This window comes from Terrimonas alba (assembly GCF_042434975.1).
Classification (GTDB): Bacteria; Bacteroidota; Bacteroidia; order Chitinophagales; family Chitinophagaceae; genus Terrimonas_B; species Terrimonas_B alba.
Genome location: NZ_JBHMQM010000002.1, coordinates 811207 through 837371, shown reverse-complemented (window position 1 = coordinate 837371; position 26165 = coordinate 811207). Strand labels below are relative to the sequence as shown.

Sequence of the window (26165 nt, the reverse complement as noted above, 5' to 3'; positions counted from 1 at the left end):
CATGTCAATTTTATCACGCAGGAAATAGACTATTCAGGGAATATGAGGTTTTTTATAACTGCTTTATCCAAACAGCCTGTCCGCCCGAGGGAATCAGTTTTGCCTCCAATACAGATATTGAACTCACATTTATTCTTTTGCTGGAAACTTTTGTTCTTACTTTAGAAGCAGGATCGTCATAATAAATACTTGCCTGGTATTTTTTTCCGGGAGTAAGAAATGTTAAAGGAATCTTCAGGTCTCTTTTCTCTGTATTGGTAATGCTACCTACAAACCAGTCGTTGCCTGTACGACGGGCAATGGTAATGTGTTTACCAATTTCACCATCCACAACTTTTGTATCGTCCCACACAGTAGATACATTGTCGAAAAACTCCAATTCAGGTTCGTCTTGTACATCTTCCGGTGTATCGTACCAATACAAAAACTGTAAAGGACTATAGAGCACAACTGAAAGCGCTAACTGATGGCCCGATGTAGTTTTCATAACCCTGGCATTTTGTGTCTCTGCCAATCGCGTCTTTAGTTGAGGACGATGATAGTAACAAATGGTATGATCGGCTGCTCCTGCAATGTAGCGTGTAAAAGGCTGAACGGTGCTGTTAGTCGCATCGGGCATTTCTTCATTGCCATGTATTCCTTCTTGTGTCAGCAGGTTGGGGTACGTTCTGGTAAAACCCGTAGGACGATATTCATCATGAATATCCACCATCAAATTATTTTTGGCGCATTCCTTTATGGCATCATGCAGCCAGGTTGTCCATTTATGCGATCCTACTTCCACAAAACCAAATTTAATACCTTTTACTCCCCACTTTTGATACAGCGGAAGTAATTCATCTAATTGTTGATATAATGCTCTTTGATTGACATATAAAAACACGCCGATGCCTTTTTCATTGGCATACTTTATTACTTCCTGCAAATCCAGATCGCTGTTGGGATTGCGACGTGGATCTACATTTACATGGGTCGCATCGGAAGCCACGACATATTCATAACCATACCAGCCTGCATCGAAATGGATGTATTGAAGTTTACGTTTTACCGCAAAATCAATCAACTCCTTTGAACCTTTCATCGTAAGCGATATTTCACGCATAATTTTACCCGGTTTTATCCATGATGTATTTTCGATGGCACAAGGTGGATTAAGATTCAACAGCAGATCGTTGTTTGCCAACAGATCGACAGGGCGTTTTGCCACCATTACGACACGCCATGGCGTGGAGAAAGGTGTGAAATAATCAACCGCTCCATACATTGATGTTTGAATAGTATTTGCTTTTGTGGGATGGAGTATAAATTTTGTACGTGAGTAGTTTACCATTTCAGCTTCGGCCAAGCTAACATATAAACCATTGGCCAGTTCTAAAGCAAGTGGTCGCTCACTTTCACCCGGCCAGTCTTTTAATAGTAACAAACTATAAGTGCTCTGCGCTCTTGATGCGAACCAAGCTTTTGTTCCTTCAGGCATTGAAAATTCAGTGTGTTCATTTGTTATACTGATGTCCATTCCTCCGTTCGGATCTTCCGGCAACAAATAACGAAATGCGATGCCTTCGTTATAAGCTCTTACCTGTATTTGAAATTTCTGTTTTGCATTTCCACGCAATAACGTAGCGGTCATTTCTTCATAATGATCTTTTACCATACTACGTTCGCCGTACACGGGTTTCCACATCGTATCTTTTTTTCCTCTAACAACATCAGCCACGATAAATCCTTTTTCCCATCCACCTAACCCTAATACAGATGAACGCACAACAAGTGTTTGTTGATAAGTTATATCGTATAACGGAGCGCCTTCGGCATTTACTTCAAATGAAAACTTTAGTTTTCCATCGGGTGAGGTAAGTTGTTGTCCGGATTGTGCAGACAGTTGTACATAAAGAATAAAAGAGGTAAGCGATAAAATAAGTTTATTCATATTTTTTTAAGGTTGCCACTTTTTTTTATCAGGCAGGGTCGTATCCGGTTTTAACACGTTTACTTATTCTATTGTTTTTTTGATGAACGTATATGGCCAGGCTGAAGAAAATTCTTTGTATTTTCCTTTTGTATCATATAGGCTTCCGCGACAATGGTTCAGACTCACCTTTTGTCCGAAGCTCCAGTTTGACATCAGCGCCGTTTTCGCCTGAATATTTGCCATCTAAAACAATGTGATTCTCTCCATTTATCAATTGTGGTAAGGGTTTAGACAATGTAATGGTTTGTAAGAGTTGCCACTGCTTGTCGTAAAGTTTTATCGATTGCCCGTCGCAAAACAAAAATTGGTTACGCTTTAAAGATATCGGTAATTGCAGGGCATCTTGCTGATTGATCGAAATGCTCGGGTTATCAAAGGTCACATCGGGATCGCTTTCCTTTGTTGGAGCAAGATTAATAATAAATGACGCAGCTTGAGAAGTAGCAGGATTGTTGAATTGAAAAGAGGAATAAGTTGGTTCGCCGGGCTGTTTTATTTTTTGATCATGTACCAGATAAGCATTATAAACTGGCTGTAATTGGTACTCGCCACTACTTGTTACTTGCAGGTGAAATTCTCTATTAATATCCTGCATTTTTTGCTGTTGCGATTCCGTAAACAGTCCTTGCAGCCTTGCAGTCTCCCATATTCTTATCGTCCGTAATATTTCATCTTTTCGTCCGTGCTTATTCAAAGTCTCAATGCTTGTAGCCAGGGCAAAACCTGCATTAAAACCAGCACCCCTGGCTAACATCCATTCAATGTCCTCCAACGAAGTTTCAGCCTTCAGACTAAACCAACCAAGCATCGAAGGCATAAGATTGCGACGAAAGAATTGTTGGTTCTTCAGGCGTAATTGCAAATGACTTTCGCGAAAGCCAGCATACCAGGGCTCGCCCCAATTCATACGGGTATAAACATGCCAGAAGAAATGACCCGGGTTACTTGCATCGTTAATTACCTTACCCTTTAATGCTGGCTTCAGGTTATCGAACCAGGCCTGGGTGAATAATTGTTTCCCATAATCACCCATGCCTTCACTCCAACACCCTTCCAGGCCATCAAACGAGACTTGCATTAAACCTGTTTCGTTAAACAAGCGGGCAATTGTTTTCGCTATCTCCTGGTCTAATTCGTGGTTGCCTAAGAAAACCTGGTAAGGATGATCCATTAACTTGCCAATACTGTCGTTTATAGAATGTGCCGATGCCTTTGTATTAAAAGCCCCCCGCTGGCAATTAAGCAGTTTCCATGGAGCCGAAGTTGAAACAGTTCCATAACGGATAATCTCCTCTCCTATTACTGCAGCCTTCAACGTGTTATTCTTAAACTGGTTAAAAAAGGAAATGTCTTTGATGGAAATATCTTTTGTAGTTGCATCTATGTTTTCGGCCAGTTGCGAATAACCCACTTTTGCCAATCGTGCATCGGGAACCGGCGTCACATAAGCATCGTTAGTAGTAATGAAGTTTGAAAGTGTATGTAGCCCGATGCGGATGTTTTGCGTTTTCGCTTTGTCAATGCAAGCCTTCAAACTTTGCCAATTGTTGGGAAATTCCTTGCTCTTTAATTTGAAGTGTCCCCAGGTTTCAAAAGGATCACCGTGATATAGATAGCGCAAACCAGCCTGGCTGGTAAGACCCATAGCTTCCTTCAGGTTGTTTTCGCCAAAATCCATAATTAAGTAAGACTCGGAAGCGTGACGAGCTTGCTTACCCCATACACCATCGAGCATCGGATGAGGCAAATTTTCTTTTAATTCGATAGTTGCAATAGCAGACAGAACTTCCAAAGCCGGAACACCGAATAGGGCTATCTTGCTTCCGACAACACCACCGTCTTCCCGATAAGCTGGTGAGAGGTAGCGATCATGACTCCAATTTTCTATAATCCTTTCCTTACTTCTATTGCGACAATATGCCTGCAACGAACTTCCATAGGGCATTGGTCTCGCCACATCGCCCCGGAACAGTTGCTTCGATAAATCATCTTTTACTACATCTACTTTATTACCTTCGGCAAATACATCATAGGAAGGCTGAATGTCGCTTTCTGCTGATGGGTATCCGCCAAGTGTTTTTATATTTAATGCTTGTATACCTATTGCAAAATCTTTATTTCGTACAACTCCTGCTACTTCACCAATTGTATCCCCGATCGTTGTAGGATAAGGCCCCCACAGGATCAATTCAGCATTTGATGCATTGGATAGTTGCATTAATTCGAAACTGATATAACCGGCATTTTGACTTGTTTTAACAACAGCCGTGTTTTTATCGGGATAATATAAAGTAATCTCTGACGATTTTTTCTTCCATTCCAACCGATCCGGGTTAATGATTTTACCATTGCGTTTTACACTTAACAAAAAGGAAGTTTCATTCGCAGGTAAATAGTTTTTGTTGAAAGGCAAGGCAAGAGCTTCAACTAACTGGCCAGACCCATTAAAACCAAGCCTGAAAGTTTTCGTTTGAAAAGAGATTTGTGCATTTGTAACAAAACTGCAGAAAAGTATAACTAACAAACCAACCAGGATTTTCGGGATTCTATACTGAATCATTTTTATGTATTTTCTGTAATGATTAAAAAGATTTTTCTTAAGGAGATTACCGACACATGATATTCTTTATAACCAGACTTGTTTTACTGACAAAACTATTTTGTGCGCAAATACCAAGACTGATCCCGCCAAATAGCACACCGAAAAAGATTCTCATGTAAGTAAATAATTATTAATCGATTTGAAACAATGATTGGCACTTATACAATGCCTGGTGATTTATTGATTACTGAACTGATAAAAAGGCATAGCTTCCACCCATGTTTGCCCGGGTAACGTTCCCTCTACTCCTCTTTGATACGCATTCATCAACCTGTTCCATTCTGCACAACGTGGATCATGTGATTCGGCCAGCCTACCCATTTCAGCTAAATCAGCGCCAACGGGAACTGTAACCTTCATCACTATTAAATAGTCGTACCGATAGAGCACAATTTTTTTGTACCCGGCTTTTTTAAATCCAGCTTCCACCTGCGGCCACACTTGTTTGTGATAATCGAGATACTCTTTTAATTTTAATGAATCATGCACAAGGTTTACAACAAATATTTTTTCTTCCGGCTGTTGTTGCGCTTTTGTTTCATTTTGTTTTTCAGAGCAACCGGTCAACATCACATTTGCATATAATACAGCAATAACAATTGCATAAGAAAATATTTTTTTCATTGTTTATTTTTTTTTTGTAGTTCACCAGATGTGGCTGTCCACCAAATTGCCTATTGTTAAAAAATGTTTTCATATTATATGCCGGTTGTTCTTCACGACAAGATATCGGCAATCACTTAACGAAAAACAAAATAAATCGCCCCCATTACAACAGCCAGTAAAGCCCACCTTATCCATACTGCTTTGGGTTGATGCCCGGCCTTTCTATTGGTTTCTACCAACGACGGAAGAGACTGCCGTTCATTTGGCTTCGTAAATAATGTTACCAATACGATTACTATTGAAAACACTAAAAATAAATAAACAGACAAAAGCAAAAAATGAGGCCAGAAACCTTTGTACGGATAACCCAACACATGACATAAGCCCACAATAAGCGAAACCAAACCGCCACCATACAAAACCGCTTCTGCAGCAATGCTGTTAACACGTTTCCACATAATACCTGCTAAAAAAACAACCGATAAAGGAGGCGCCAGTATCGAAACCAAACCCTGGCTTAATTCAAAAAAACCTTTTCCCGAATGAGAGTACAGGTAAGCAATACAAACCGCCAGTACAGCAGCAACCCAGGTTAGCCATTTGCCCATTTGTCGTTTACGCTCCTCACTCATGTCCTTAAATTGTGCTACCACATCAAGCGTAAAAACGGTGCTGAATGAATTAAGCCCGGATGACACAGTATCAATCAATGCGGCAATCAGCGCAGCGATACACAAGCCGAGCAGACCATGCGGCATCAACTGTGTTACAAGCGTGATGTAGGCATTGTCGGGTTGGGCCGTTTCTTTAAACAATACAAAGCACATGATGCCGGGAAAAATAAAAATGAGCGGCATGATTATTTTGAGTGCCGCAATAAACATGGCGCCATATTGCCCTTCTTTTAAATCTTTTGCGGCCAATACTTTTTGTACGATGGTTTGGTCGGCGCACCAATAGTAAATGGCAACAACAGGATAACCTGCCAGTATGGCGATCCATGAATACTCCGGATCGGATGCCGGGCGAAACAACTTCCAGTAATTAGCCGGCACCGCCTTTACGAAGGCCTGTACACCTCCGATCTTTTCCAATGCCAAGTACGTAAGAATAATGGAAGAGAAAATAATAATCAGCGATTGAAAAATACCAGTACGTACTACTGCTTTTAATCCGCCAATGGAAGTGAAGCTTGCAGCAATCACGGCGACGATGATGACAGATTTCATCAACGGCCATTGAAATATTTGGGAAATGATGAGTCCACCGGCATACATGGCACTGCCCAGCCATACAAACAGAATGGAAATTAAACTATAAATGATAAGAAAATTATACGACCGTTTTCCAAAACGAAGCAACAGAAATTGTGGTACAGTAGTTACTTTGGTTGCCATGTAATGCGGCAGGAAAAACATGGCCAGCAACATCAAAAATATCCAGGCCAGCCATTCGAAATTACTGCCCACTACGCCTTGCGAAAAACCAATGCTTGCAAAACCAATCAACATCATGGGACCTGCATTGGCGCTAAATAGCGAAAAACCGATCTGCCACCATTTCAGTGATCTTCCTCCTAAAAAAATATCGCCACTTTGCTTTTTGATGTAAAAACCAAAAGCCAAAAGCAAAATAACATACACAAGCAATACAAGATAATCTACAGAAGCAATCGTTACGTTCACTATAATAAGATTAAGGATTACATGATCACTACCGGGCGGTATTGAGCCACCTGATTATTTTGCCAGCATTGAGAACCTGCAATCAGATTTTTTTTCTGGCAATAATCCCAGTCAACACGAAGAGGCACTCCTTCGATAGCGGGAAAATGAAGCATCCCTTGTTTCCATTCCGGGCGAACATAGAAATAATCTTCCAATCCTGCATGTAGTGAATACAAAAATTCAACCTGACAGTCTTCTGCTGCAGAAGCAATAAAGGGAGCAGTAAAAAATGGGTATCCTCCGGATGAGAACTCTATCTCCTCTTTAGCAGCAAGATCCCGAACCCGTATCCATTCGTTCACCCCACTTATTTGTGTTGGTATCGGTTGTAAATGACGCACCCCTGCTCTCACTAAAGCAGGAAACACCAAAGCAGAACGCTCCGACTCTCCATACGATATTTTTAGTGCGGTGCTTTTACACAGTTGTTCGATCTGGTCGAGTGCTGCAGAATGCACAGGTTCTTCAAACCAGGCTATATCTTCATTACCAGTAAGATCAATAAATCGTAATGCCTGTTCGTAATTCCATATTTGGTTGGCGTCTATTGCAAGTTTGATGTTCTTACCCAGGAGGCTTCTTGCAAATCTTACACGCTCTGCATCTTCTTGCATTCTCGTTCCGAAATCCTTCCCTACTTTCATCTTATAACAATCAACTCCGGCATTCAGAAAGAAACTCACTTCAGCTTCCAGTTCCTTCAGCGAATAATTAGCACCACCTCCACTACCATAAACTTTTACTTGATTCCTTGTAGAATTAAGATATTGATGAAGCGGCAACGCATTTCGTCTTGCTGCTAAATCGTGGAGGGCTATATCTATTTGTCCTAACAATGCTGCTGCTGGCCCACGAAAGCCTTCATTACGTATCGACCAATACATGCGATGATACATAGTTTGATAAGAAGCATTGTTGTTATGAAACAAAATTGGCAGCAAACAGTTTTCAAAAATATTATTGTAAGAATGAAATACCGGAGCTTCGCCAATAAAGCCCTCTTCATCTTCAAGGGTGAGGATTGCAATACCAAAACTGTGAAAAGGTCCCATCGAAGCATCTTCAAATGGAATAATCGCTTTAGTAGGTTCCAGGATGCGAATCCTCGCCCTAATTATATTAAAAATTTCATTGTCTATTTTACACATGTATCTCCTTTTTATTAAGACTATTCATTATTTCCAAAAACAGAGTATTCGGTAATGGCCCGTTGTCAAAATCACTGAGCGTATCTTTTAGTTGTTCCCGGTTGGATGCCCCGATCACTATACAAAACGACTGTGGGATCGATAATAAAAACCTGTGCGCAAGTGTGTGCAAGGCCATACCGTGCCGGTAGGCAATATTTTTCATCTTTATAGCCGCCTCAACAAATTTTACATGAAGCCATGTTGGTCTATTGGATGTAAACGTTTCATAGTTGCCGCCAAGTAATCCCATATTCAAAGGACTTGCAGCGAAATAGGTGATTTTATTGTTGATACAGAACGGAAGATTTTCTTCTAATGCGACAACGGAGCATGCGTTGAGTTTATTAAATTCCATCAACACATCAAATATTTGCGGTTTCAGGTAGGGCAATAACCATAGCGGAGGATTGCCGCCTACTCCTATCTTCCGGGTGTAACCTTTTGTTTTAAATGTTTGTAAGGATTCAATTATCCTTCCAACTTCAGCAGGATTTATTGCATCAGGGTCGTGCAGAAATAAAACATCCAATTGCGATACGCCCAGTGTTTCTAAGCTTTGTTCTACACTACGTTGCATACCGGCATGGCTATAGTCGTATCGCCCCTCATCTGTTGCATAACACTTAAGCCTGCCCACTTTAGTACTGAGCTGCGGTTTTTCGCCGGGCCACAAACGAAGCGCTTCCCCCACATACATTTCTGCATCGCCATAAGCGGGGGCGGTATCAATTGCGTTAATTCCTGCTTCAAGAGCGGTGAGTATCGTGTCAACAGATTCCACTGGGTCTACCTTGCCCCACACACCACCTAAACCGGCTGTGCCCAGTACACATCGTTTTTTGTTTTCTGTTGCAAGCATGAATTCGTTTTACTGACACCGTTACAAAATTAAGCGCACCCAGAGGTTTGAACTGTTCTCATTTTGACTTATTTAAATGCTTTTTTGATTATTTGAGAACATTACCAGTCTGTTCATAATAGCTGAAAGCCGTTCAAAACATTCATTTTAGGCAACAGCGATATCTGGTATGCAACGTTTAATTACATGCGTAAGTTTGATCTGGTGAATAGCCGTGATAAATTAATAGAGGCAAATATCACTTTGGCGAATACCGCAAAAATCAGAATATCGCAACCCCGTCAGGCATCCCAAAACAAACAACCCCCGGTAATCAATTAAATGAAGATGTTTAGATAAATCCAACTTGTAAATTTTGCTGATTTCTTCACGGGCCAGGTAGATTGCATCAACTTCGTCTTGAAGAACCTTATAATCATCCAGGCCAATTGGTGGAATTATCTTTTTACGCATTCGGTTACGTAAAAAATGCGAAGCTGTTTGATGGTTTTTCCAATCGTGTTGACCTTTAACCCATAAATGACTTCCTTTCCTCTCTGCTGTATGTAATGGTAGGCAAGATAATCAACAAACGATTCATAAAAATCCAGGTCAAATGATTCGAAAGTGATTGGCTCATTCCGATATTTCCGAAATGCCAATAAATGTTCTTTCATATTTCTGTAAACCTGAGCATTCCAGTTGTTACTTTATGAGCTTTTGATTTTATGTATTCATCAATCTGAAAATAAACATCCAGATTCAATCTGGGATTTTCCATCGTTTTCTTCTTTTTCTCCTCGTTTAAAGTTTCCTCAATTCTTACAGCATCGATGTCCCATGAAAAGAAATCGTTCAGGAGTTCTCAATTTTCTTAGTAGCAGCAAGAGTAACGATATCTTCCACTTTCCTTCGTAATACCAAAAGTTGCCTGTTTAATTGTTCAGCGCATCCATAGCTTACAGGCAATAATTCTGAAATAAACAATTTTTTCACGTTCCAGAATTTTGGAGGAATAGCTATCCCGTATTCAACAATGTCCGGCTCTTGCTATCCAGACAATACTGAATATAAATGATGCTGGTTCCGTCCCAGCGAATCTTGTTTGCCTTGCAAATTGGTTTGATTGGTAACAACATATTTCACTCGTTTTTTTGTTCGAATCCTTTCAGGACTATCAATTAGTCCATTTAATCTATCAGATATGTTGTCAACTCTTGTAAAGCTACTTGAAGGGGAAAAATGACGCTGTTAACAAAACCCTGAAAACCAAGCATCATTGTAAGGATAGATTAAAATAAGAAAGGGATAACTTATCGTTATCCCTCAATCAGAGGTCCCTAGCGGATTCGAACCGCCGTACGAGCTTTTGCAGAGCTCTGCCTAGCCACTCGGCCAAAGGACCATCTTTTGTTTTATCGGCAGAGCTGCTCTGCCTATCCGCCTTCGGCGGACAAAGGACCCTTTTTTTGGATCGCTGCGAAAATAGGATATTTTTGATAATTGATTGATTCTGTCATCTTAAAAATTAGTCATGAGCCGCATTGCTGAGTCCGAACTCATTATTAACCCCCGCGGAGCCGTGTACCATCTCGATCTGCGCCCCGAAGAAATTGCCGGCACCGTGGTGACGGTGGGTGATCCCGACCGGGTGCGGGAAGTGAGTAAACATTTTGACTCGGTGGAAGTGATCCGGCAACACCGGGAGTTTATCAGCCATACCGGCTATGTGGGTAAGAAAAGACTGACGGTCCTGTCATCCGGTATCGGCCCCGATAATATCGATATCGTCATCAACGAACTGGATGCACTGGTCAATATTGATTTTGAAACCCGCCAGATCAAAAACCAACTCACGCCGCTGAATATCATCCGCATCGGCACTTCCGGCTCCCTGCAGGCGGATATCCCGGTAGATAGTTTTGTAGCCGCTACCCATGGCCTTGGCGTGGATAACCTGCTGAACTTTTACCGGCATGAGCAGAATGACGAGGAACAACAATTGCTGCAATCTTTTGTTACACATACACAACTGCACGGCCAGATGAGCTACCCGTATATCAGCCATGCGGCGGCTTCCCTGATCAAACATTTTGTAAAAGATTTTCACCAGGGCATCACGGTGACCTGCCCCGGTTTTTATGGACCACAGGGGCGGATCTTAAGATTAGGAATCCGCAACCCGAACCTGATCAACCGGTTGACGGATTTTCGGTTTGGCCAGCACCGGATCACGAATTTTGAGATGGAAACATCGGCGATCTATGGATTAGGAAAATTATTGGGGCATAATTGCCTGGCGATTAATGCCATCGTTGCCAACCGGATCAAACAGGAGTTTTCAAAAGACGGGAAAGCGGCGGTGGAGAAGTTGATAGTGCGATTTATGGAGATTTTTTCGAAAAGTATGGGCTAGTGGGGTGTGTTGGGGAATGGCTAGTGGGGATTGGGGAAGGATGGGAATAATTCATATTACATAAATTAAACCTGTCAACTATGCTGAATTTATCTCATAAGAACCTGGAAGTTTATCGATTTTCGTTGAATCTTGTAAGGGAAGTGTATAAAGCGACAAAGCAGTTTCCGAAAGAAGAACAATTTGTTTTGATTTCCCAGGTACGAAGGGCTGCCATTTCTGTTTCCAGCAATATTGCAGAAGGGGCATCACGGATATCAAAAAAAGAAAAAAAACGTTTTTATGAAATGAGCCACAAAATTTTCGAGCTACCTTAATGATGAGCGATGAAAATTTTGTGGGGAATAACATGTGGCCAAAGAAAAATTTAAAATTTTCACATGAAATATCACGTAGTTCTTTAGTTGAAGTTGATACACAATTTGAAATAGCAATAATTTTAGACTATTATAAAAAAGGGCAAATGGCTGAGCTGGAACAATATCTTGAATCAGTATTTAGAATGCTTAGTAAAATGATTGGAAACCTCGGAGGAGGGAGAAGCTAGTGGGGAGTGGGGAGTGGGGAGTGGGAAGTAGGGAGCTGGATTAGGGACAACATTACTAATAATAATTAAACTTATAGACTATGATAAATCTAACATACAAAAAAACGGAGCCAGAGCATGACATTGAGTCTGCATTCAGAACATGCAATAAAATGAAAGGAAACATCAACTTAAACCCCACTCGCCACTAGCCATACCCCATTTACTATGACAATCGAATTTTATAAATACCAGGGAACAGGAAACGATTTTGTTATTGTCGATAACCGGAGCAACAAATATTCATCTTTAAGAGAGTACCAGATCCGCTGGCTTTGCGATAGAAGGATGGGCATTGGCGCCGACGGTTTTATGATGCTGAACGAAAAACCGGGTTATGATTTTGAAATGAAATATTATAACTCCGATGGCCGTGAGGGCAGCATGTGCGGTAATGGCGGCAGGTGTATTGTAAAATTTGCTTACCACCTGGGCATTCACCGCAACGAGTATAAATTCATGGCGGTAGACGGCGAACATGAGGCAGAGATAGATGTTGACGGCATCGTGTCGCTGAAAATGAAAGATGTTGATACGATCCGCAAAGTGCATGGTGATTTTGTGTTAGATACCGGTTCTCCGCACTATGTGAAACTGGTAAATGATGTGATGGACATGGATGTTTACAAGAAAGGAAGGGATATTCGCTACAGTAAAGATTTTGAGCAGGAAGGTATTAATGTAAATTTTGTACAACAAGCAGGTGATGATAAGATCATCGTTCGCACCTATGAAAGAGGCGTGGAAGATGAAACTTACTCCTGTGGTACCGGCGTCACCGCTGCTGCGCTGGTTTGTTACCACAATGAAAATGGCTACAACGATGTAGAAGTTAAAACACTGGGCGGCAGTTTGACGATCGAGTATGACCGGCTGGATGATGACCGATATGCCAATATCTGGCTTTGCGGGCCCGCGGAAAGAGTGTTTGAAGGAACGGTGGAGGTGAAATAGATGAATGGGAAGTGGGGAGTGGCTAGTGGGGTGTGGGGAATGGCGAGTGGGAAGTGGTTAGTGGGGAGCGGGTCTTGCAATAAGCTTGTCAAAAAAGATATAATTTGTGATGGTCACTACTTGTCCTGGCAATAAGTAAAGAACAGACAAAAGTTAACCTTACATACCTGAGAAAAATTCTATTCTGTCCTCAAGCCGGCAGGCCGGCTTTTCACCAGGGGATTCCGTCACTCCGTACGGAGTGACTTCACCGGGTTTGCCATTGCCGCTTTTATTGCCTGGAAACTAATCGTTGCCAATGCAATAATTATGGCAACAAGTCCGCCTCCGGCAAATAACCACCAACTAATGTTGATGCGATAAGCATAATCCTGCAACCAGTTATTCATAAAATACCATGCTATGGGTGTAGCAATTACAAAAGCAATACTTATCAGTAAAATGAATTCTTTCGAAAAGAGGTAAATAATACTGCCGGCTGTAGCGCCAAGCACTTTGCGGATACCTACCTCTTTGATACGTTGCACAGCCATGAAAGAAGCAAGTCCATACAAGCCAAGGCAACTAAGGAGTATTGCGATTACAGCAAAAATTTTATAAAGATCAGATAGCTGGCTCTCCTGTTTGTAAAAATTTTCGATTTTATCATCCAAAAACTTGTATTCATAAACAAAATTGGGAAATGTTTGCTCCCATACTTTTTTAACAGATTGCAGTGTAGCAGACATGTTTGTGGTTGCCAATTTTATCCCCGCCTGGCTGTACATGGTGACGTTTGTGGTAATTAGCAATGGCGCCAAATCATTACGGAAAGACCTGTCATTAAAATCCATTAGCACACCAACAACAGGGCATTTTATTTTATCGCCCCATATGCTTATTTCTTTGTTCAATATATCTTCCGGTTTTTTAAATCCTAAACTTTTCACCAGCGACTCATTCACTAAAAACTCTCTTGTGTAAGCAGAACGCTGCAAATTTCTTCCGGCTACCAGTTGTAATTTATAAGCCGGCACATACCCGGTGTCGGCGAATTTGGTAATAACTTTAAAGTCTTCTTCTTTTATTGCATGGTCAAATTTGAATGTGCTCCATGTATCATTACCATCTTCAACCGGGGTGTTGGAACTGAAGCTTACTGCCTGCACACCATTTACCTGTAATAACTTGTTTTGTAAATAATCCAGCCTGCTGATGCGAAGACTATCTACACGGAAAGGAACATTTATAATTGCATCTTTATCGAAACCTAACGGTTGACCCATGAAAAAACTCATTTGCCTTACAATGATGAGTGTTCCGATGATCAATGCCTGTGCAATGATGAATTGAAAAACCACCAATCCTCTTCTTAACGAAATTCCTTTTGCCGTATTGACCGTGAGTTTACTTTTTAAGGCACTAACAGGATTGAAACGGGATAAAACAATAGAAGGATAAAAACCGGCAAGTGCGGTTACAACAATTGTTACAGTTAAAAGAAATAAAATAACTGCAGGATTGCTGAGTATGTTGAAAGAAAGCGAAAGTTCTAACAGTTGATTTACATAAGGCAGTGCAAGAACAGTTAGAACTGTTGCAAGTATTACAGCACTTGTAACAATCAAAAATGTTTCGGTGATGAATTGGATTTTCAATTGAGATTTATTACTGCCCAGGACTTTTCTTACGCCAACCTCCTTTGCACGATTAACAGCTTGTGCAGTGGAGAGGTTGATAAAGTTTACGCAGGCAATTAACAAAATGAATGCGGCGATCAGCCACAATACATTGAGTAGTTCCTGGCTGATTGTTTTGTTGCTGTAATTACCTGTTTGTGTATCATAATGCACCGCAGTTAATGGTTGTATAATATGACTATCCTTGTTTTCAGGCGATTGAACCTTTGTTGAATAGGCCCTTAGCTGCTGATTAAAATTATCAACAGAAATACCCGAAGGCAACATAATATAGCAACCAAAACCAGCATTTGTTCTATCCTCCCAATCGGTAGATTTTGCTATAATACTTCCGGTAAAACCTGATCCATAAGCCACGACAACTTTTAGCTGAAAGTCAGTATTTGCCGGTATGGTCGCAAGAATGCCTGACACTTTCAATACTTCAGTACCATGTTCGAATAAATGGCCGCCAACTTCCAGCTTAATGGCTTTGCCTATTGCTGTTTTCCAGTCGCCGAAATATTTTTCCGCCATCTCCTTTGTAAGTAATACATTGTTCGGTTCTTTTAATGATTCATATGAACCTGCAAGCAGCGGGTAGTCAAACATTTTAAAGAATGAAGGTTCTGTAAAAAATACACCTTTGCCCTCTTTAAATGTTTTTACCGTTGTTCCGTTATCACCAGGTATCAGCAATTGATCATCGTGACTTGCAAAAATCGGAGCTACCTGTTCTACCTGGGGAAAAGCCATTTTCAAACCTTCGGGCATGGGATAAGGAACATCTTTCCCATAAGCAATAGTTGCATCCTCTGCATGATGATATTCGGTAAGCACACGATAAATGCGATCTTTCTTTGCGTGAAAATTATCAAAGCTTGTTTGATATTGTATAATAATAAAGATCATCATACAAACGGCAATACCAACAGCTAATCCGCCGATGTTGATAATTGTGTAATTCCTGTTACGGCTCAAACTTCTGAATGCAGTTTTGAAATAGTTTTTAAGCATAGCTATATTTTATTCTGTTCTCAAGCTTTTCACAAGGTTCGCTACCGGTAATATGGTTCGATTAAAAAAATCTCAGCGATGGTAGCGTTACGGCATTTAGTATTAAAAAATATGCCGAACGAGCAATCAAGTGGTTTTCAATAGCTTAAGAAAAAAACTATACATAGCTGTTCGCTTTTGATACAATGGGCTGGCTCAATCCGATACAGTGGTGATCCGGGGAGAAGCCTGAAGTTTATTTTAGAAGCTGTTTGAAATAATTGTTCGATATATCTTATGGCGTTTCATGTAGCAGCGTGTAGTATCAATCCCTGACTTTTAAAATTCTATTTGTCCGATTTAATACTGAGTCTTACAAATAATCCGACGACTTCCATCCTACACGAATGCGTTCACTGCTTTATTGCCGGGCCCCCGGCTGAATTACTTTTTATCAATCCTTCCCCTGCCGACATTTATCGTCGCCCCCATGCCCTACTAGCCACCAGCCATCCACTACCTATTCCCCACAAGCCGCTTCCCACTCTCCTCTCCCCACCCCTCCCCACGTCATCGTTTCCCCCTAACTTTACGCCGCTTATGATAAAATACTTTAAAAATATTAATCATCAGACAGTCGAAATAGACAAGCCCGAAGATGGGGCATGGATCAATGTGTTGCCGCCACTGAAGCAGGAGGAATTTTCAGAATTGTCCTCCCAACTGGAAATACCCATCGACTTTTTGACCGACTCGCTGGATATTGACGAAAGAAGCCGTTTTGAAAAAGAAGATAATGTACGGCTCATTGTGATAAAAACGCCTACAGAAAATAACTCATTCAATGAAAGCGACGCCTATTATATTACCATTCCTATTTGTATCATTCTTACGCACAATCATACGGTAACGGTCAACTCTTTTGAAAACTCAGCGATCAAAAAATTCCTGAACACCTTTCAAAACAGGGATTCCGATAAAAGGAATATGGTTGTGCTGAAAGTGTTTGAAAAAATAGTGCAGAACTTTCTCGATACACTGAAAGAGATCAATCAACGCCGCAACATTTTGGAGCAAAAATTGTATGATGCCAGCCGGAACGAACACCTGCTGCAACTGATGCGCATTCAAAAAAGCCTGACTTATTTCGTTACGGCACTCCGGTCAAATGAATTGCTGTTTATGAAGCTCGAAAGAACCAATTTCCTGGGCCTGAATGAAGATGAGAAAGAATTTTTAGGCGACCTGATTGTAGACAATTCCCAGGCTCTTGAAATGGCGAATATTTATGCCACCATGCTTACCAGTACACTGGATGCTTTTGCCAGTATTATTGCCAATAATCAAAACCAGGTATTGAAAAGGCTCGCGGTAATCACCATTGTCTTAACTTTTCCGGTTTTGATATCCAGCCTGTTTGGCATGAATGTTCCCAGTGGTTTTGAACATTCACCCTATGCATTTTATATTGTCGTATTTCTTTCTTTAATCATAGCCTTAACGATTGGCTGGCTTTTTTTTCGCAAAAAAATATTTTAATTCGTATGTCAATATTTACTATCAGGGTGTACGGACTCCTGGTCAATGAAAAAAAACAAGTGCTGGTAAGTGATGAATATATCCGCGGCAATTATTATACAAAATTTCCGGGTGGCGGTTTAGAGTTTGGTGAAGGAACGAGAGATTGCCTGAAACGGGAGTTCAAAGAAGAAATGGATCTTGAAGTTGAAGTGGGTGAGCACCTTTATACTACCGATTTCTACCAGATGTCTGCGTTCAATCCCAGTCACCAGATCGTCTCCATTTATTATCATGTAAAAGCATTGGAAGCCATTAAAGTCCCGCTGCGGGACAAAGTTTTTGATTTTGATGAAATGCAGTTGGCTGTTTATAATGAAAAAGGTGAAACAGAAACTTTCCGCCTGATTGAATGGGATGACTTTTCAGCAGACAGCGTCACACTTCCCATAGACAAAGTGGTGGCCAGTCTTATAAAAGAGAAAAATTAGCCTGGAACCTCTCTCAAAAGTATTATTTCACGCAACGACGCAAAGTCGCCACGATGAAAACAGTTGAGCTTTAAAAAACGTTGTGTCGACGCGGCGTGGCGTGATGTTTTTCAACTTTTCGGATAACTTCCAGATCTTTTACTCATCGCCCATGGCAGCCTGTTTCATAGCAGTGGCCTGTTCAGGCCCGAGATATTTTTCGATCCGGTTGTGAACGAGATAAATAACCGGTGTCAACAGGATCGCCACTGTAAATTTATAAATGTAGTTCACGATCCCCACCGCAATAAATAAATTAAACGGCCATACAAAATCGTTACCGCTCTTGTTGACCCTTGTTCCCACGTAAAAGGCGATAAACAATACCACAAAACTGTCGATGAATTGCGAGATCAGAGTGGAACCGGTTGCCCGAAGCCAGATGTTTTTTTCACCGGTTGCTTTTTTTATTTTATGAAATATGAACACGTCAATCAACTGTCCAAGAATAAAAGCAGTGAGTGATCCGATGATGATGAAGCCACCCTGGCCCAGCACACTGTTATAAGCCTTCTCCATATCAGGCACGCCACTACCCTGCTTGCTGGTAATGAAAAAATCTGCAGGTGTCAATTTCATAGCGCCATAAAAAACAAGGAAAGCAAAGGCAATCAGGCCCGCTGTCAGCCACGATAAAAACCTCACTCCTTTCATCCCATAATACTCATTGATGATATCCGTCATGATGAAAACCACCGGCCAGAGTAAAACACCGGCTGTGAGATTTACCGAAAGATCGTTTCCAAACAAGTGAATACTTAGTGGAGCAAAACCTAGCGTTTTCTCCAACGAAAAAATCTTTACCCCAATGATCTCTGCGATCAGTGCATTAGCAACAAAAAAACCGCTTAATATCAAAAATAACCGGGTGGGCTTATGATGGATGATTGCCTTCAACATTGATGAAAATTATATAAAGCATTAAGATAAAAAGGAACACGATGTTGGCAATAATAAGCCAAAGCGGAACCGGGATTTGTTTTTTCCTGATCAGCACGATCAAATAGCAAACGAGGGTTGCGGGCACAATTAGCAAACCCATCACAAATCCAATAGTGATAATAGTGGAAGAAACGACTTCGGTATTCCCTTCTCTTCGCACCAAGAATGCCAGGGAAGCAAGGAAACATAACCCGCAGATAAAAGCCAGCCTTGACAAAAATAATAGCCAACCCATCGGTGATTTTCGTCTAAAATAGCATTATTTTGTCAGCCTGAAACTGAATGCCCCGGGCTAATTTTGCGGGGCTTTCTTTTAAAACAAAGCCAACGGATGTTCCTGCCTGGTCTTTCATAAACGATGACTGACCCAGGAAGATTAAAAAAATTATCAATGAAACCGACATGACAAAAATTTTCATTTTTATTACAACGGGGAATGAAAATTTTTGTCATCAAAGGTTCCATTCGGGCAAAATAGAATAAAAAATATACGAATGAAAAACGACCTGGTAAAAAAGATAGTTCCGCATGTAATCGCTGTATTGATCTTCTTAGTTGTTTCCGTTTTCTTTTGCAAACCTGTGTTGGAAGGTAATGTGCTCAACCAGCATGATGTGTTAGGCTGGAAAGGCGTCGCACAAAATGCGTTTGATTATAAAGAAAAGCATGGGCATTTCCCTTTGTGGAATCCCAATGTTTTTAGCGGTATGCCGAATTACCAGATTGCAGTGGAAGGAAAAAGTGTCTTACCCGATCTCAATAAAGTTTTTTCATTAGGGTTGCCGGATCCTATTCATTATTTCTTCCTGGCTGCTGTATTTTTTTATATACTCTGCCTGGCCCTGGGGATGAAACCCGTGGTGGGTATTTTCGGTGCACTAGCCTATGCCTTTTCAACTTACAATCCCGTTATCCTGAGTGCTGGTCATATGACCAAGATGTCAGCGATTGTCTATATGCCCTTGTTGCTGACCGGCCTTATTCTCATTTTTGAAAAAAGGTATTGGCTGGGCCTGGCGATTGCTACCCTTGGCACGTATATGGAAATAATGGCCAATCATCCCCAGATCAATTTCTATTTTTTTCTTGTAGCCGGCTGTGTCACGCTGGGATACCTGGCAACCTGGATAATCAGAAAAGAATGGAAGCATATAGCTATAGCTTTTGCCGTAACTGCTATTGCGGCTATAGCAGGCGTGGCTGCCAACTCCTTTTCATTTTTGATTGGATCCAGTTATGCAAAACATACTATACGTGGTGGTCAAAATATAAATATCGAAGGCGATAGTGTAAAAGTGAAAAAGACTTCCGGGCTTGATACTTCTTATGCTTTTCAATATAGCTTTTCGAAGGCAGAGCCATTAGTTATGATGATGCCAAATGCTTTTGGCGGCAGCAGCGCCAACCCTCTTGATGAAAATTCAAATGTTATCAAGAAGTTAACCGCTAAAGGATTGCCTGAAAATGCAGCCATGCAGGTGGCCAGTGCGTTGCCCAGGTATTGGGGAGGGCTTGAAAGTACCAGTGGCCCTGCATATATCGGCGTTATTGTTTGCTTATTGGCGCTGCTTGGATTTGTATTGGTAAAACATCCGCTTCGGTGGGGCTTGCTGGCAGCATCGGTTTTGTCCATCCTGATGTCGTGGGGCAAATTCTTCCCCGGGTTCAATATTTTTCTTTTTGAAAACCTGCCGATCTACAATAAGTTCAGGGCGCCTTCTATGTCACTGGTGATGGCACAGCTGACATTACCCGTGATGGCAGTATTGGCTGTTCACCATTTATTCTTTACCGAAAACAGCCGCGAATACGTCAAAACAAACTTCAAAAAAATACTCTATACACTTGGCGGCCTTGTTGTTTTAACCGGCCTGGTTTATATAGCAATGGACTACAGTTCGCCAATGGATGATTTTATGATTCAGCGTTTAAAAAGCATGGGTGCTGATGATGAAATTTCGAGAACCACCATTGCCGGTCTGAAAGCTGACCGCAGTGCCATGTTTGGCGGACAGGTATTGCGTACGATTATTTTTACTGCATTACTATTGGGATTATTTTGGGCTTTTGTAAAAAACATTTTAAAACCTTTCAGCATTGCAGTGATTCTAACTGTAGTAACGATAGGTGATTTATTAGTGATAGACAAGGACTATTTAAATGAGAACAACTATCAATCTAAAGACGAGCAACAAGCAGAGAACTTCACTAAAACAGCGATAGATGAGCAAATATTGGCTGACAAAGATTTATCCTACCGGGTTTACAATGCCGGACCAGACAGGTTTAGTGCAAGTGACTTCCGGGTCTCCGCCTTTCATAAAGCCATCGGAGGATATCATCCTGCGAAACTTAGAATCTACCAGGACATTATTGAGCGATATTTATATGGCGACCCAAATCCACAGATTCTTAATATGCTCAATACAAAATATGTAATTGCGCAAAATCCACAAAACGGGCAGCAAACCCTGATACCTAATCCCAATGCCTACGGAAACAGCTGGTTTGTAAAACATATCCGGTTTGTAAAAGACGATGTAGAAGAAATACAAACAATAGGAAAGACTGACTTAAAAAACACTGCCATTGTTCAGCAGGCCTTTGCCGCCAATGCAGCGCAGCCGTCTTTTGATTCAACTGCCACTATTGCCCTCACCAAATTTGATAACGATACGATGGAGTATACTTCCAATGCTCAAACTGCCCAATTTGCTGTTTTTAGTGAAGTATATTACCCGGATGGATGGAACGCTTATATTGACGGCAAGAAAGTTGATTATGTTAAAACCAATTATGTATTGCGGGGTCTCTCCGTTCCTGCGGGAAAACATACTATAAAATTTGTGTTTGAGCCGGAGATGTATAAAAGAGCAATGAGAATATGCTATATCGCTTCTTATTTTATTTTGCTGCTGGTCGGGTTGGGATTTTTCATGTCATGGTGGACTAGAAATAAAAACCAACAGGCGAAATGATACGCATTGCGTCTTTGGTGCCTTATCGTGTAATGCCGGCCAAAATGGGAGGACAAAAAGCAATTTATTTTTTCCTTAAGTATTTTTCACGGCATTGCGAAGTGATTTGCTATACCACTAAAAACAATACCGAACAAAGCGATGAACCGTTTATAGTAAAGAAGATTCTTGGCACTTACAAACTACGGTATATAAATCCTGCTTATTTTTTCAAACTCAACAACGAATTTCGAAAAGAGAAAATCACTCACCTGCTAATGGAGCAGCCATACTACGGATGGCTGGCAATTCTGCTGAAAATAACTACAGGCGTAAAACTCATTATACATTCCCACAATATCGAAGGGCTTCGCTTCCGGTCCACCGGCAAATGGTGGTGGCGGATGATGAGCTGGTATGAAAGTGCTGTACATAAAAAAGCAGATTTCAATTTTTTTATTACTGAAGAGGATTTGCTCCATGGAGTAAAAAACTTTGGAATACCAAAAGAAAAGTGTGCGGTGATAACCTATGGTACAGAAAAAAACACAGCACCTCCTGTTGAAGAAAAAAAAGCGGCAAAAAAAGAGATATGCAGTCAATTGGGCATTGCCGGCGACAATTATCTTTTGCTGTATAACGGCACGTTGAACTATCCGCCTAACAAAAAAGGCCTGGATTATATACTTGAGCATATAAATCCGATGCTACTGCAGCAAAAGGATATACGCTATACTATTATTATTTGCGGCCCCCTGCTTTCACCTGAATACAATGAGCTAAAAGAATACAGGGATCGTAATATCGTCTATGCTGGTTTTGTCAATGAAATTGACATTTATTTTAAAGCTGCTGATATTTTTATAAATCCCGTCACCGCTGGAGGCGGCATCAAAACAAAACTGGTTGAAGCATTAGCTGCAGGCTGCTCCGCTGTTTCTTTCGTCAATGGCGCTATCGGCGTACCGGTTGCCATCACCGGCAACAAATTAAGAATAGTTCCTGATCACGACATTAAAGCGTTTAGTAAAAATATTATTGCTGCCGCCGAAAGCGTAGAAGATCGTATTCCTGTGGATTTTTTTAATCATTTTTATTGGGACAATATAGCGAAGCAAGCTTCCGACATTATTAAAATAAAGCTGTGAATCCAACTATTTCCATCATAACGATTTGCTTTAACAACCTGGAAGATCTGATTACAACATGCAAGTCGGTTGATATCCAGGATACCCTACCTTATGAGCATTGGATCATTGATGGTTCAACCAATAACGATATCCGTAACTATCTGCAAGCTCAGGAACTGCCAGCCTACCGAAAATGGATCAGCGAAAAAGACAGCGGAATAGGCGATGCCTTTAATAAAGGTATTTTGCGGGCTTCCGGGACAATTGTAAACATGCTGAATTCAGGGGACAGCTATACAGACAATACTGTGTTAAAGAAGGTATCGGTTGTTTTTTCTAATGATGCGTCCCTGCAATGGATACATGCAAAGTACCAGATAATGAGAGGCGGCAAGTGGATCATTATCGGCAAGCCATTTGAAAAGGACAAGCTGTATCGTGGTATGCGCAGCATTTGCCATCAAACCATGTTTGTGAAAAAAGAACTTCATGAAAAACACGGCCTTTATGACCCGGAATTATCCATTGCAATGGACTATGATTTCGTTTGCCGCATTTACGAGGAAAAATTTCAATTTATACCCCAAGCTTTTGTTGTAATGGCCCCCGCCGGAGTCAGTGCCACTCAATACCTGATCTCGCTGAAACAGGCCAAAACTGTTTACTTACGGCATTTTGACTATTCGATTAAGCTAGATATATGGCAACTACGCCTTAAAATGCTACACTTCTTATTGCAATCGCAGGTGGGCAAATGGTTGTTTAAACTAAAAACAAAACTAAAGCTGGAGAATATGTGAGCACAATGATTAATCAACCTAGAAGATGGAGAATATAATTACAAAACATATATAATTTAGATAAGATCCCGCTACGCAAGGCCCCTGGTGATACCTTGGATTGAGCTATTATCATTTTTGAAAGTGGCATTGGAATATCCCCAGTCCAATAGGCCTGGACATTTTCTTCACTTCTCATTTTCAGATTTCTGAATAGCCTCCAATAATAATCATAAACAAATGGATTGCTTAAAATCTTTATTCCTAACTTTTCCAATAAAATAAAATTCTCAGGAATTTGAACTTCAGGAACAAGAAAAGTATACTTGGTTACCTGTTCCTCATGAAATCCTACACTTATTAAAATATCATCTATATACGCATATTTGACTTTTCTGAGACAACGAATGTAGTATTCAAAATCAACGACAAACTTAAATCTGTTATCATAAAACAGGTCTATATTATTCCGGATCATGGTGCAACTTGGATTTCCCACATAAACTTTTTTAAACAGATGCAAAGGACTCATTTTCAGAAATGCCAGGTCAAGGAAACTGCATTTCACTTTTTGTGAAGCACCCGTTTTTTCTGTAATATTTTGAAACGCAGAAAAAAAGAACGAGCATTCAGGTTTTGCTTTAGCGTTATTATAAAAAGTCTGTAGTGAATCCTTATCCGTAAACCAATCATCATTATGCATAAGCTTTATCCACTCTCCGCTTGCATGACGAATAGCCTCATTCCAATTCTCAGGGGTTCCTAAAGCCGGCCTGTTTCGAAAGTATTTTATCTCTTGCTTAAAACTCTTTTTTCCAACCAGCAACTCCACAGCGTCGTCCGGGCTATCGTCAGTAATGACAATTTCATAATTTTTAAAAGTCTGCGCCTGAATAGAATCTAATAACCGATCAAGAAAAACGACGTTTTTATATGCTGGGATACAAATAGATATTTCAACAGAGCTTTTCATTTTAAATGTTTAAATCACCTGACCAAATTATGAATAGCCCTCAAACCCAGTAACCTGTAAAACAAGAATTTTAATACCGGGTAAATCATTTTTTTTCTATTCAGCAACTTTTGCCTGCTAACCCAACGCCATCTGTTTTTAAAACTAATTTTTTGGTCTTTTAGCCAGTCAAGCCAGTACACAAAAAGAAGATGGTCATCCTGCCTGTCAAGTTTCTGTAATGCGAATGGCATCAGGTTTTTCTTTTGTTCATGAAAAATAAATGCTTGTTCTATCCAATTATCGCCAAAGTCGCCGCCTACTGTTAAATGCACCAGGTCGATCCGGTTGGTTACCAAAACTTTTTTAATCCTTGCTATGCGTAGCGAAAAATCAATATCATAAAAATGAAATCTTCTCAATAAATCATGATCGAATTTGATGGATTGCCAAATGACTTTTGGACAAGCCATAAAGACCCCATCGATACAAACCACCTCGTATTCATTCTTCTCCCATTTTTCTGGGAACAACAAAAGTTTATCTTCGCCATCCTGCCTATGCGTAATATTAAAATAGTCCCGTCCGCTGCCGCCAGAGTACCATCCCGAAAAATGATGACTTTTATAATCGCTTCCGGCAACCCCCACGAGTCCGATATCCGGGTCATTCTGAAATATTTCGACTAAGTATCTACCCCAATTTTGGGTTTTCATGACCAAATCTTCATGCAAAAAAACGATATATGGATAGTGTGCCTTTTCAGCCATTCGATTGTACACTTCGCAAATACCCAGGTTTTCTCTCCTGTTGTCAAATACCAGTAATTCATATTCGATACCAATCGTAGCTGCTGTACTCTGTTCCATTATTTGTAGTAGGGATGGATTAACAGAACAGACAACGAGAGACAGCATACCTGATTATAGATTGATGAACAATTGCTTATTTTGCGGATATATTTAGAATGCATGCAAAATAGTTCATTTTTAAACAATTTATTTAAAGGTATAGGTACCCGGATTAAGTCACTTTTTACACATCAGGGCAGTAAAGCCGGATTGAACTGGTTTTCTGAAAAATTCCTCAAACATGCTCCGGCTGGCGTCATCAGATCCTACCAATACAGAAACAAAAAAATTTATTACTCAAACCCATCTGAATTTTTACACGCTTTAAAAGAGATATTTATTCATGAGATTTATAAGGGCCAATACTCTCCTGGTTCGTATATCATTGACTGCGGGGCCAATATTGGCTTGAGTGTTATTTACCTGAAACAAATTTGCCCCGATGCTAAAATTGTGGCATTTGAGCCTGATGAAGAAAATTTTAAACTATTACAAGACAATATTTCATCATTTGATTTCAAAAATGTAACGCTTCGCAAAGAAGCAGTTTGGATAGAAAATACACAATTGCATTTTGCAGGACTCGGATCTATGTCCAGCAGAATTGGAGGTGCTCAGGGCGCTGAGACAAATGTTGTAACCGCTATAAGATTAAAGGAATTATTGACTGAACCCGTCGATTTTTTAAAGATTGACATTGAAGGGGCAGAGTACGAAGTCCTTAAAGATATTAAGGACCAATTATGCTATGTAAAAAATATGTTTCTTGAATATCACGGTAGCTTTGAACAAACGACAGAATTAACAGCCTTATTAAGCTGGATCACTACACAAGGATTTTCTTATTACATTAAAGAAGCAGCTGATATTTATCCGACTCCATTTTATAGAACCAGGAGGAACGGACAGCAGTACGACGTACAATTAAATCTATTTTGTTTCAGAACGGCAGTTTAATAAA

General features: G+C 40.5%; 23 protein-coding genes, 1 tRNA gene and 1 pseudogene. 10 read left to right on the top strand and 15 right to left on the bottom strand.

What is annotated here, in order from left to right:
* Positions 1 to 52: 52 nt before the first annotated feature.
* The 10 genes and pseudogenes from ACFEL9_RS08420 to ACFEL9_RS08375 form a co-directional block, all read right to left on the bottom strand.
* Entirely contained in the window at positions 53 to 1930 is a 1878-nt protein-coding gene (locus tag ACFEL9_RS08420; protein WP_385888321.1) for a glycoside hydrolase family 97 protein, read from the bottom strand.
* 133 nt (positions 1931 to 2063) lie between these two features.
* Positions 2064 to 4532: a hypothetical protein gene (locus tag ACFEL9_RS08415; RefSeq protein WP_385888319.1), complete on the bottom strand. Its 2469-nt coding sequence runs from the start codon at positions 4530 to 4532 to the stop codon at positions 2064 to 2066.
* Between the two features lie 219 nt (positions 4533 to 4751).
* Positions 4752 to 5198: an L-rhamnose mutarotase gene (locus tag ACFEL9_RS08410; RefSeq protein ID WP_385888318.1), complete on the bottom strand. Its 447-nt coding sequence runs from the start codon at positions 5196 to 5198 to the stop codon at positions 4752 to 4754.
* Positions 5199 to 5314: 116 nt separating this feature from the next.
* Positions 5315 to 6865 carry a sodium:solute symporter family transporter gene (locus tag ACFEL9_RS08405; protein ID WP_385888315.1) on the bottom strand — a complete coding sequence of 517 codons (1551 nt, stop codon included), beginning with the start codon at positions 6863 to 6865 and terminating at the stop codon, positions 5315 to 5317.
* Positions 6866 to 6882: 17 nt separating this feature from the next.
* Positions 6883 to 8055 (bottom strand): enolase C-terminal domain-like protein, encoded by a 1173-nt coding sequence (locus ACFEL9_RS08400; RefSeq protein ID WP_385888313.1) that lies wholly within the window; start codon positions 8053 to 8055, stop codon positions 6883 to 6885.
* A complete protein-coding gene (locus ACFEL9_RS08395; RefSeq protein ID WP_385888310.1) occupies positions 8048 to 8956 on the bottom strand; it encodes an aldo/keto reductase in 909 nt (302 codons plus the stop codon). The genes ACFEL9_RS08400 and ACFEL9_RS08395 overlap by 8 nt, the downstream gene beginning before the upstream one ends.
* 222 nt (positions 8957 to 9178) lie before the next feature.
* Positions 9179 to 9409, bottom strand: coding sequence for a site-specific integrase (locus ACFEL9_RS08390; protein ID WP_385888307.1), 231 nt, complete (start codon positions 9407 to 9409; stop codon positions 9179 to 9181).
* Positions 9394 to 9621: pseudogene (locus tag ACFEL9_RS08385) on the bottom strand (phage integrase SAM-like domain-containing protein); the annotation flags it as partial. The gene ACFEL9_RS08390 and the pseudogene ACFEL9_RS08385, both read right to left, overlap by 16 nt.
* Before the next feature lie 169 nt (positions 9622 to 9790).
* Positions 9791 to 9931 carry a hypothetical protein gene (locus ACFEL9_RS08380; RefSeq protein WP_385888304.1) on the bottom strand — a complete coding sequence of 47 codons (141 nt, stop codon included), beginning with the start codon at positions 9929 to 9931 and terminating at the stop codon, positions 9791 to 9793.
* A gap of 338 nt (positions 9932 to 10269) precedes the next feature.
* Positions 10270 to 10340, bottom strand: a tRNA-Cys gene (locus tag ACFEL9_RS08375).
* A gap of 129 nt (positions 10341 to 10469) precedes the next feature.
* Between ACFEL9_RS08375 and ACFEL9_RS08370 the strand changes: the two genes are divergently transcribed.
* The 4 genes from ACFEL9_RS08370 to dapF all read left to right on the top strand — a co-directional run bounded on the left by ACFEL9_RS08370 (position 10470) and on the right by dapF (position 12891).
* The gene (locus ACFEL9_RS08370; protein WP_385888301.1) at positions 10470 to 11351 is read left to right on the top strand and encodes a nucleoside phosphorylase; all 882 of its coding nucleotides are present in this window, start codon (positions 10470 to 10472) and stop codon (positions 11349 to 11351) included.
* Between the two features lie 80 nt (positions 11352 to 11431).
* Positions 11432 to 11668, top strand: coding sequence for a four helix bundle protein (locus ACFEL9_RS08365; protein ID WP_385888298.1), 237 nt, complete (start codon positions 11432 to 11434; stop codon positions 11666 to 11668).
* Positions 11668 to 11898 carry a four helix bundle protein gene (locus ACFEL9_RS08360; protein ID WP_385888295.1) on the top strand — a complete coding sequence of 77 codons (231 nt, stop codon included), beginning with the start codon at positions 11668 to 11670 and terminating at the stop codon, positions 11896 to 11898. The genes ACFEL9_RS08365 and ACFEL9_RS08360 overlap by 1 nt, the downstream gene beginning before the upstream one ends.
* A gap of 207 nt (positions 11899 to 12105) precedes the next feature.
* Positions 12106 to 12891 (top strand): diaminopimelate epimerase, encoded by a 786-nt coding sequence (gene dapF, locus ACFEL9_RS08355; RefSeq protein ID WP_385888293.1) that lies wholly within the window; start codon positions 12106 to 12108, stop codon positions 12889 to 12891.
* A 227-nt stretch (positions 12892 to 13118) separates the two neighbouring features.
* Here the strand turns inward: dapF and ACFEL9_RS08350 are convergent, their stop codons facing one another.
* Entirely contained in the window at positions 13119 to 15566 is a 2448-nt protein-coding gene (locus ACFEL9_RS08350) for an ABC transporter permease (RefSeq protein WP_385888290.1), read from the bottom strand.
* Between the two features lie 579 nt (positions 15567 to 16145).
* Between ACFEL9_RS08350 and ACFEL9_RS08345 the strand changes: the two genes are divergently transcribed.
* Together ACFEL9_RS08345 and ACFEL9_RS08340 are read left to right on the top strand one after the other, a co-directional pair.
* Positions 16146 to 17084, top strand: coding sequence for a magnesium transporter CorA family protein (locus ACFEL9_RS08345; protein ID WP_385888287.1), 939 nt, complete (start codon positions 16146 to 16148; stop codon positions 17082 to 17084).
* 5 nt (positions 17085 to 17089) lie between these two features.
* Complete coding sequence (locus ACFEL9_RS08340; RefSeq protein WP_385888285.1) at positions 17090 to 17554, top strand: NUDIX domain-containing protein; 465 nt, start codon at positions 17090 to 17092, stop codon at positions 17552 to 17554.
* Positions 17555 to 17692: 138 nt separating this feature from the next.
* On the opposite strand, the gene ACFEL9_RS08335 is transcribed toward ACFEL9_RS08340, so the two are convergent.
* Together ACFEL9_RS08335 and ACFEL9_RS08330 are read right to left on the bottom strand one after the other, a co-directional pair.
* Positions 17693 to 18493, bottom strand: coding sequence for a queuosine precursor transporter (locus ACFEL9_RS08335; protein WP_385888282.1), 801 nt, complete (start codon positions 18491 to 18493; stop codon positions 17693 to 17695).
* Positions 18468 to 18770 carry a hypothetical protein gene (locus ACFEL9_RS08330; RefSeq protein WP_385888279.1) on the bottom strand — a complete coding sequence of 101 codons (303 nt, stop codon included), beginning with the start codon at positions 18768 to 18770 and terminating at the stop codon, positions 18468 to 18470. Before ACFEL9_RS08330 ends, ACFEL9_RS08335 begins: the two co-directional genes overlap by 26 nt.
* Before the next feature lie 259 nt (positions 18771 to 19029).
* Here ACFEL9_RS08330 and ACFEL9_RS08325 point away from each other — a divergent pair, with 259 nt between their 5' ends.
* From ACFEL9_RS08325 to ACFEL9_RS08315, 3 genes are read left to right on the top strand one after another with little or no spacing between them, the layout of a single operon-like run.
* Positions 19030 to 21513: a YfhO family protein gene (locus ACFEL9_RS08325; protein WP_385888277.1), complete on the top strand. Its 2484-nt coding sequence runs from the start codon at positions 19030 to 19032 to the stop codon at positions 21511 to 21513.
* Complete coding sequence (locus ACFEL9_RS08320) at positions 21510 to 22640, top strand: glycosyltransferase family 4 protein (RefSeq protein ID WP_385888274.1); 1131 nt, start codon at positions 21510 to 21512, stop codon at positions 22638 to 22640. The genes ACFEL9_RS08325 and ACFEL9_RS08320 overlap by 4 nt, the downstream gene beginning before the upstream one ends.
* Entirely contained in the window at positions 22637 to 23422 is a 786-nt protein-coding gene (locus tag ACFEL9_RS08315; RefSeq protein WP_385888272.1) for a glycosyltransferase, read from the top strand. The genes ACFEL9_RS08320 and ACFEL9_RS08315 overlap by 4 nt, the downstream gene beginning before the upstream one ends.
* A 13-nt stretch (positions 23423 to 23435) precedes the next feature.
* On the opposite strand, the gene ACFEL9_RS08310 is transcribed toward ACFEL9_RS08315, so the two are convergent.
* Together ACFEL9_RS08310 and ACFEL9_RS08305 are read right to left on the bottom strand one after the other, a co-directional pair.
* Positions 23436 to 24374 (bottom strand): glycosyltransferase family 2 protein, encoded by a 939-nt coding sequence (locus ACFEL9_RS08310; RefSeq protein ID WP_385888271.1) that lies wholly within the window; start codon positions 24372 to 24374, stop codon positions 23436 to 23438.
* Between the two features lie 14 nt (positions 24375 to 24388).
* Positions 24389 to 25222, bottom strand: coding sequence for a glycosyltransferase (locus ACFEL9_RS08305; RefSeq protein WP_512701504.1), 834 nt, complete (start codon positions 25220 to 25222; stop codon positions 24389 to 24391).
* Between the two features lie 102 nt (positions 25223 to 25324).
* Between ACFEL9_RS08305 and ACFEL9_RS08300 the strand changes: the two genes are divergently transcribed.
* On the top strand, positions 25325 to 26161 hold the full coding sequence (locus tag ACFEL9_RS08300) for an FkbM family methyltransferase (protein WP_385888266.1): 837 nt from the start codon (positions 25325 to 25327) through the stop codon (positions 26159 to 26161).
* The last annotated feature ends 4 nt before the right edge of the window (positions 26162 to 26165 follow it).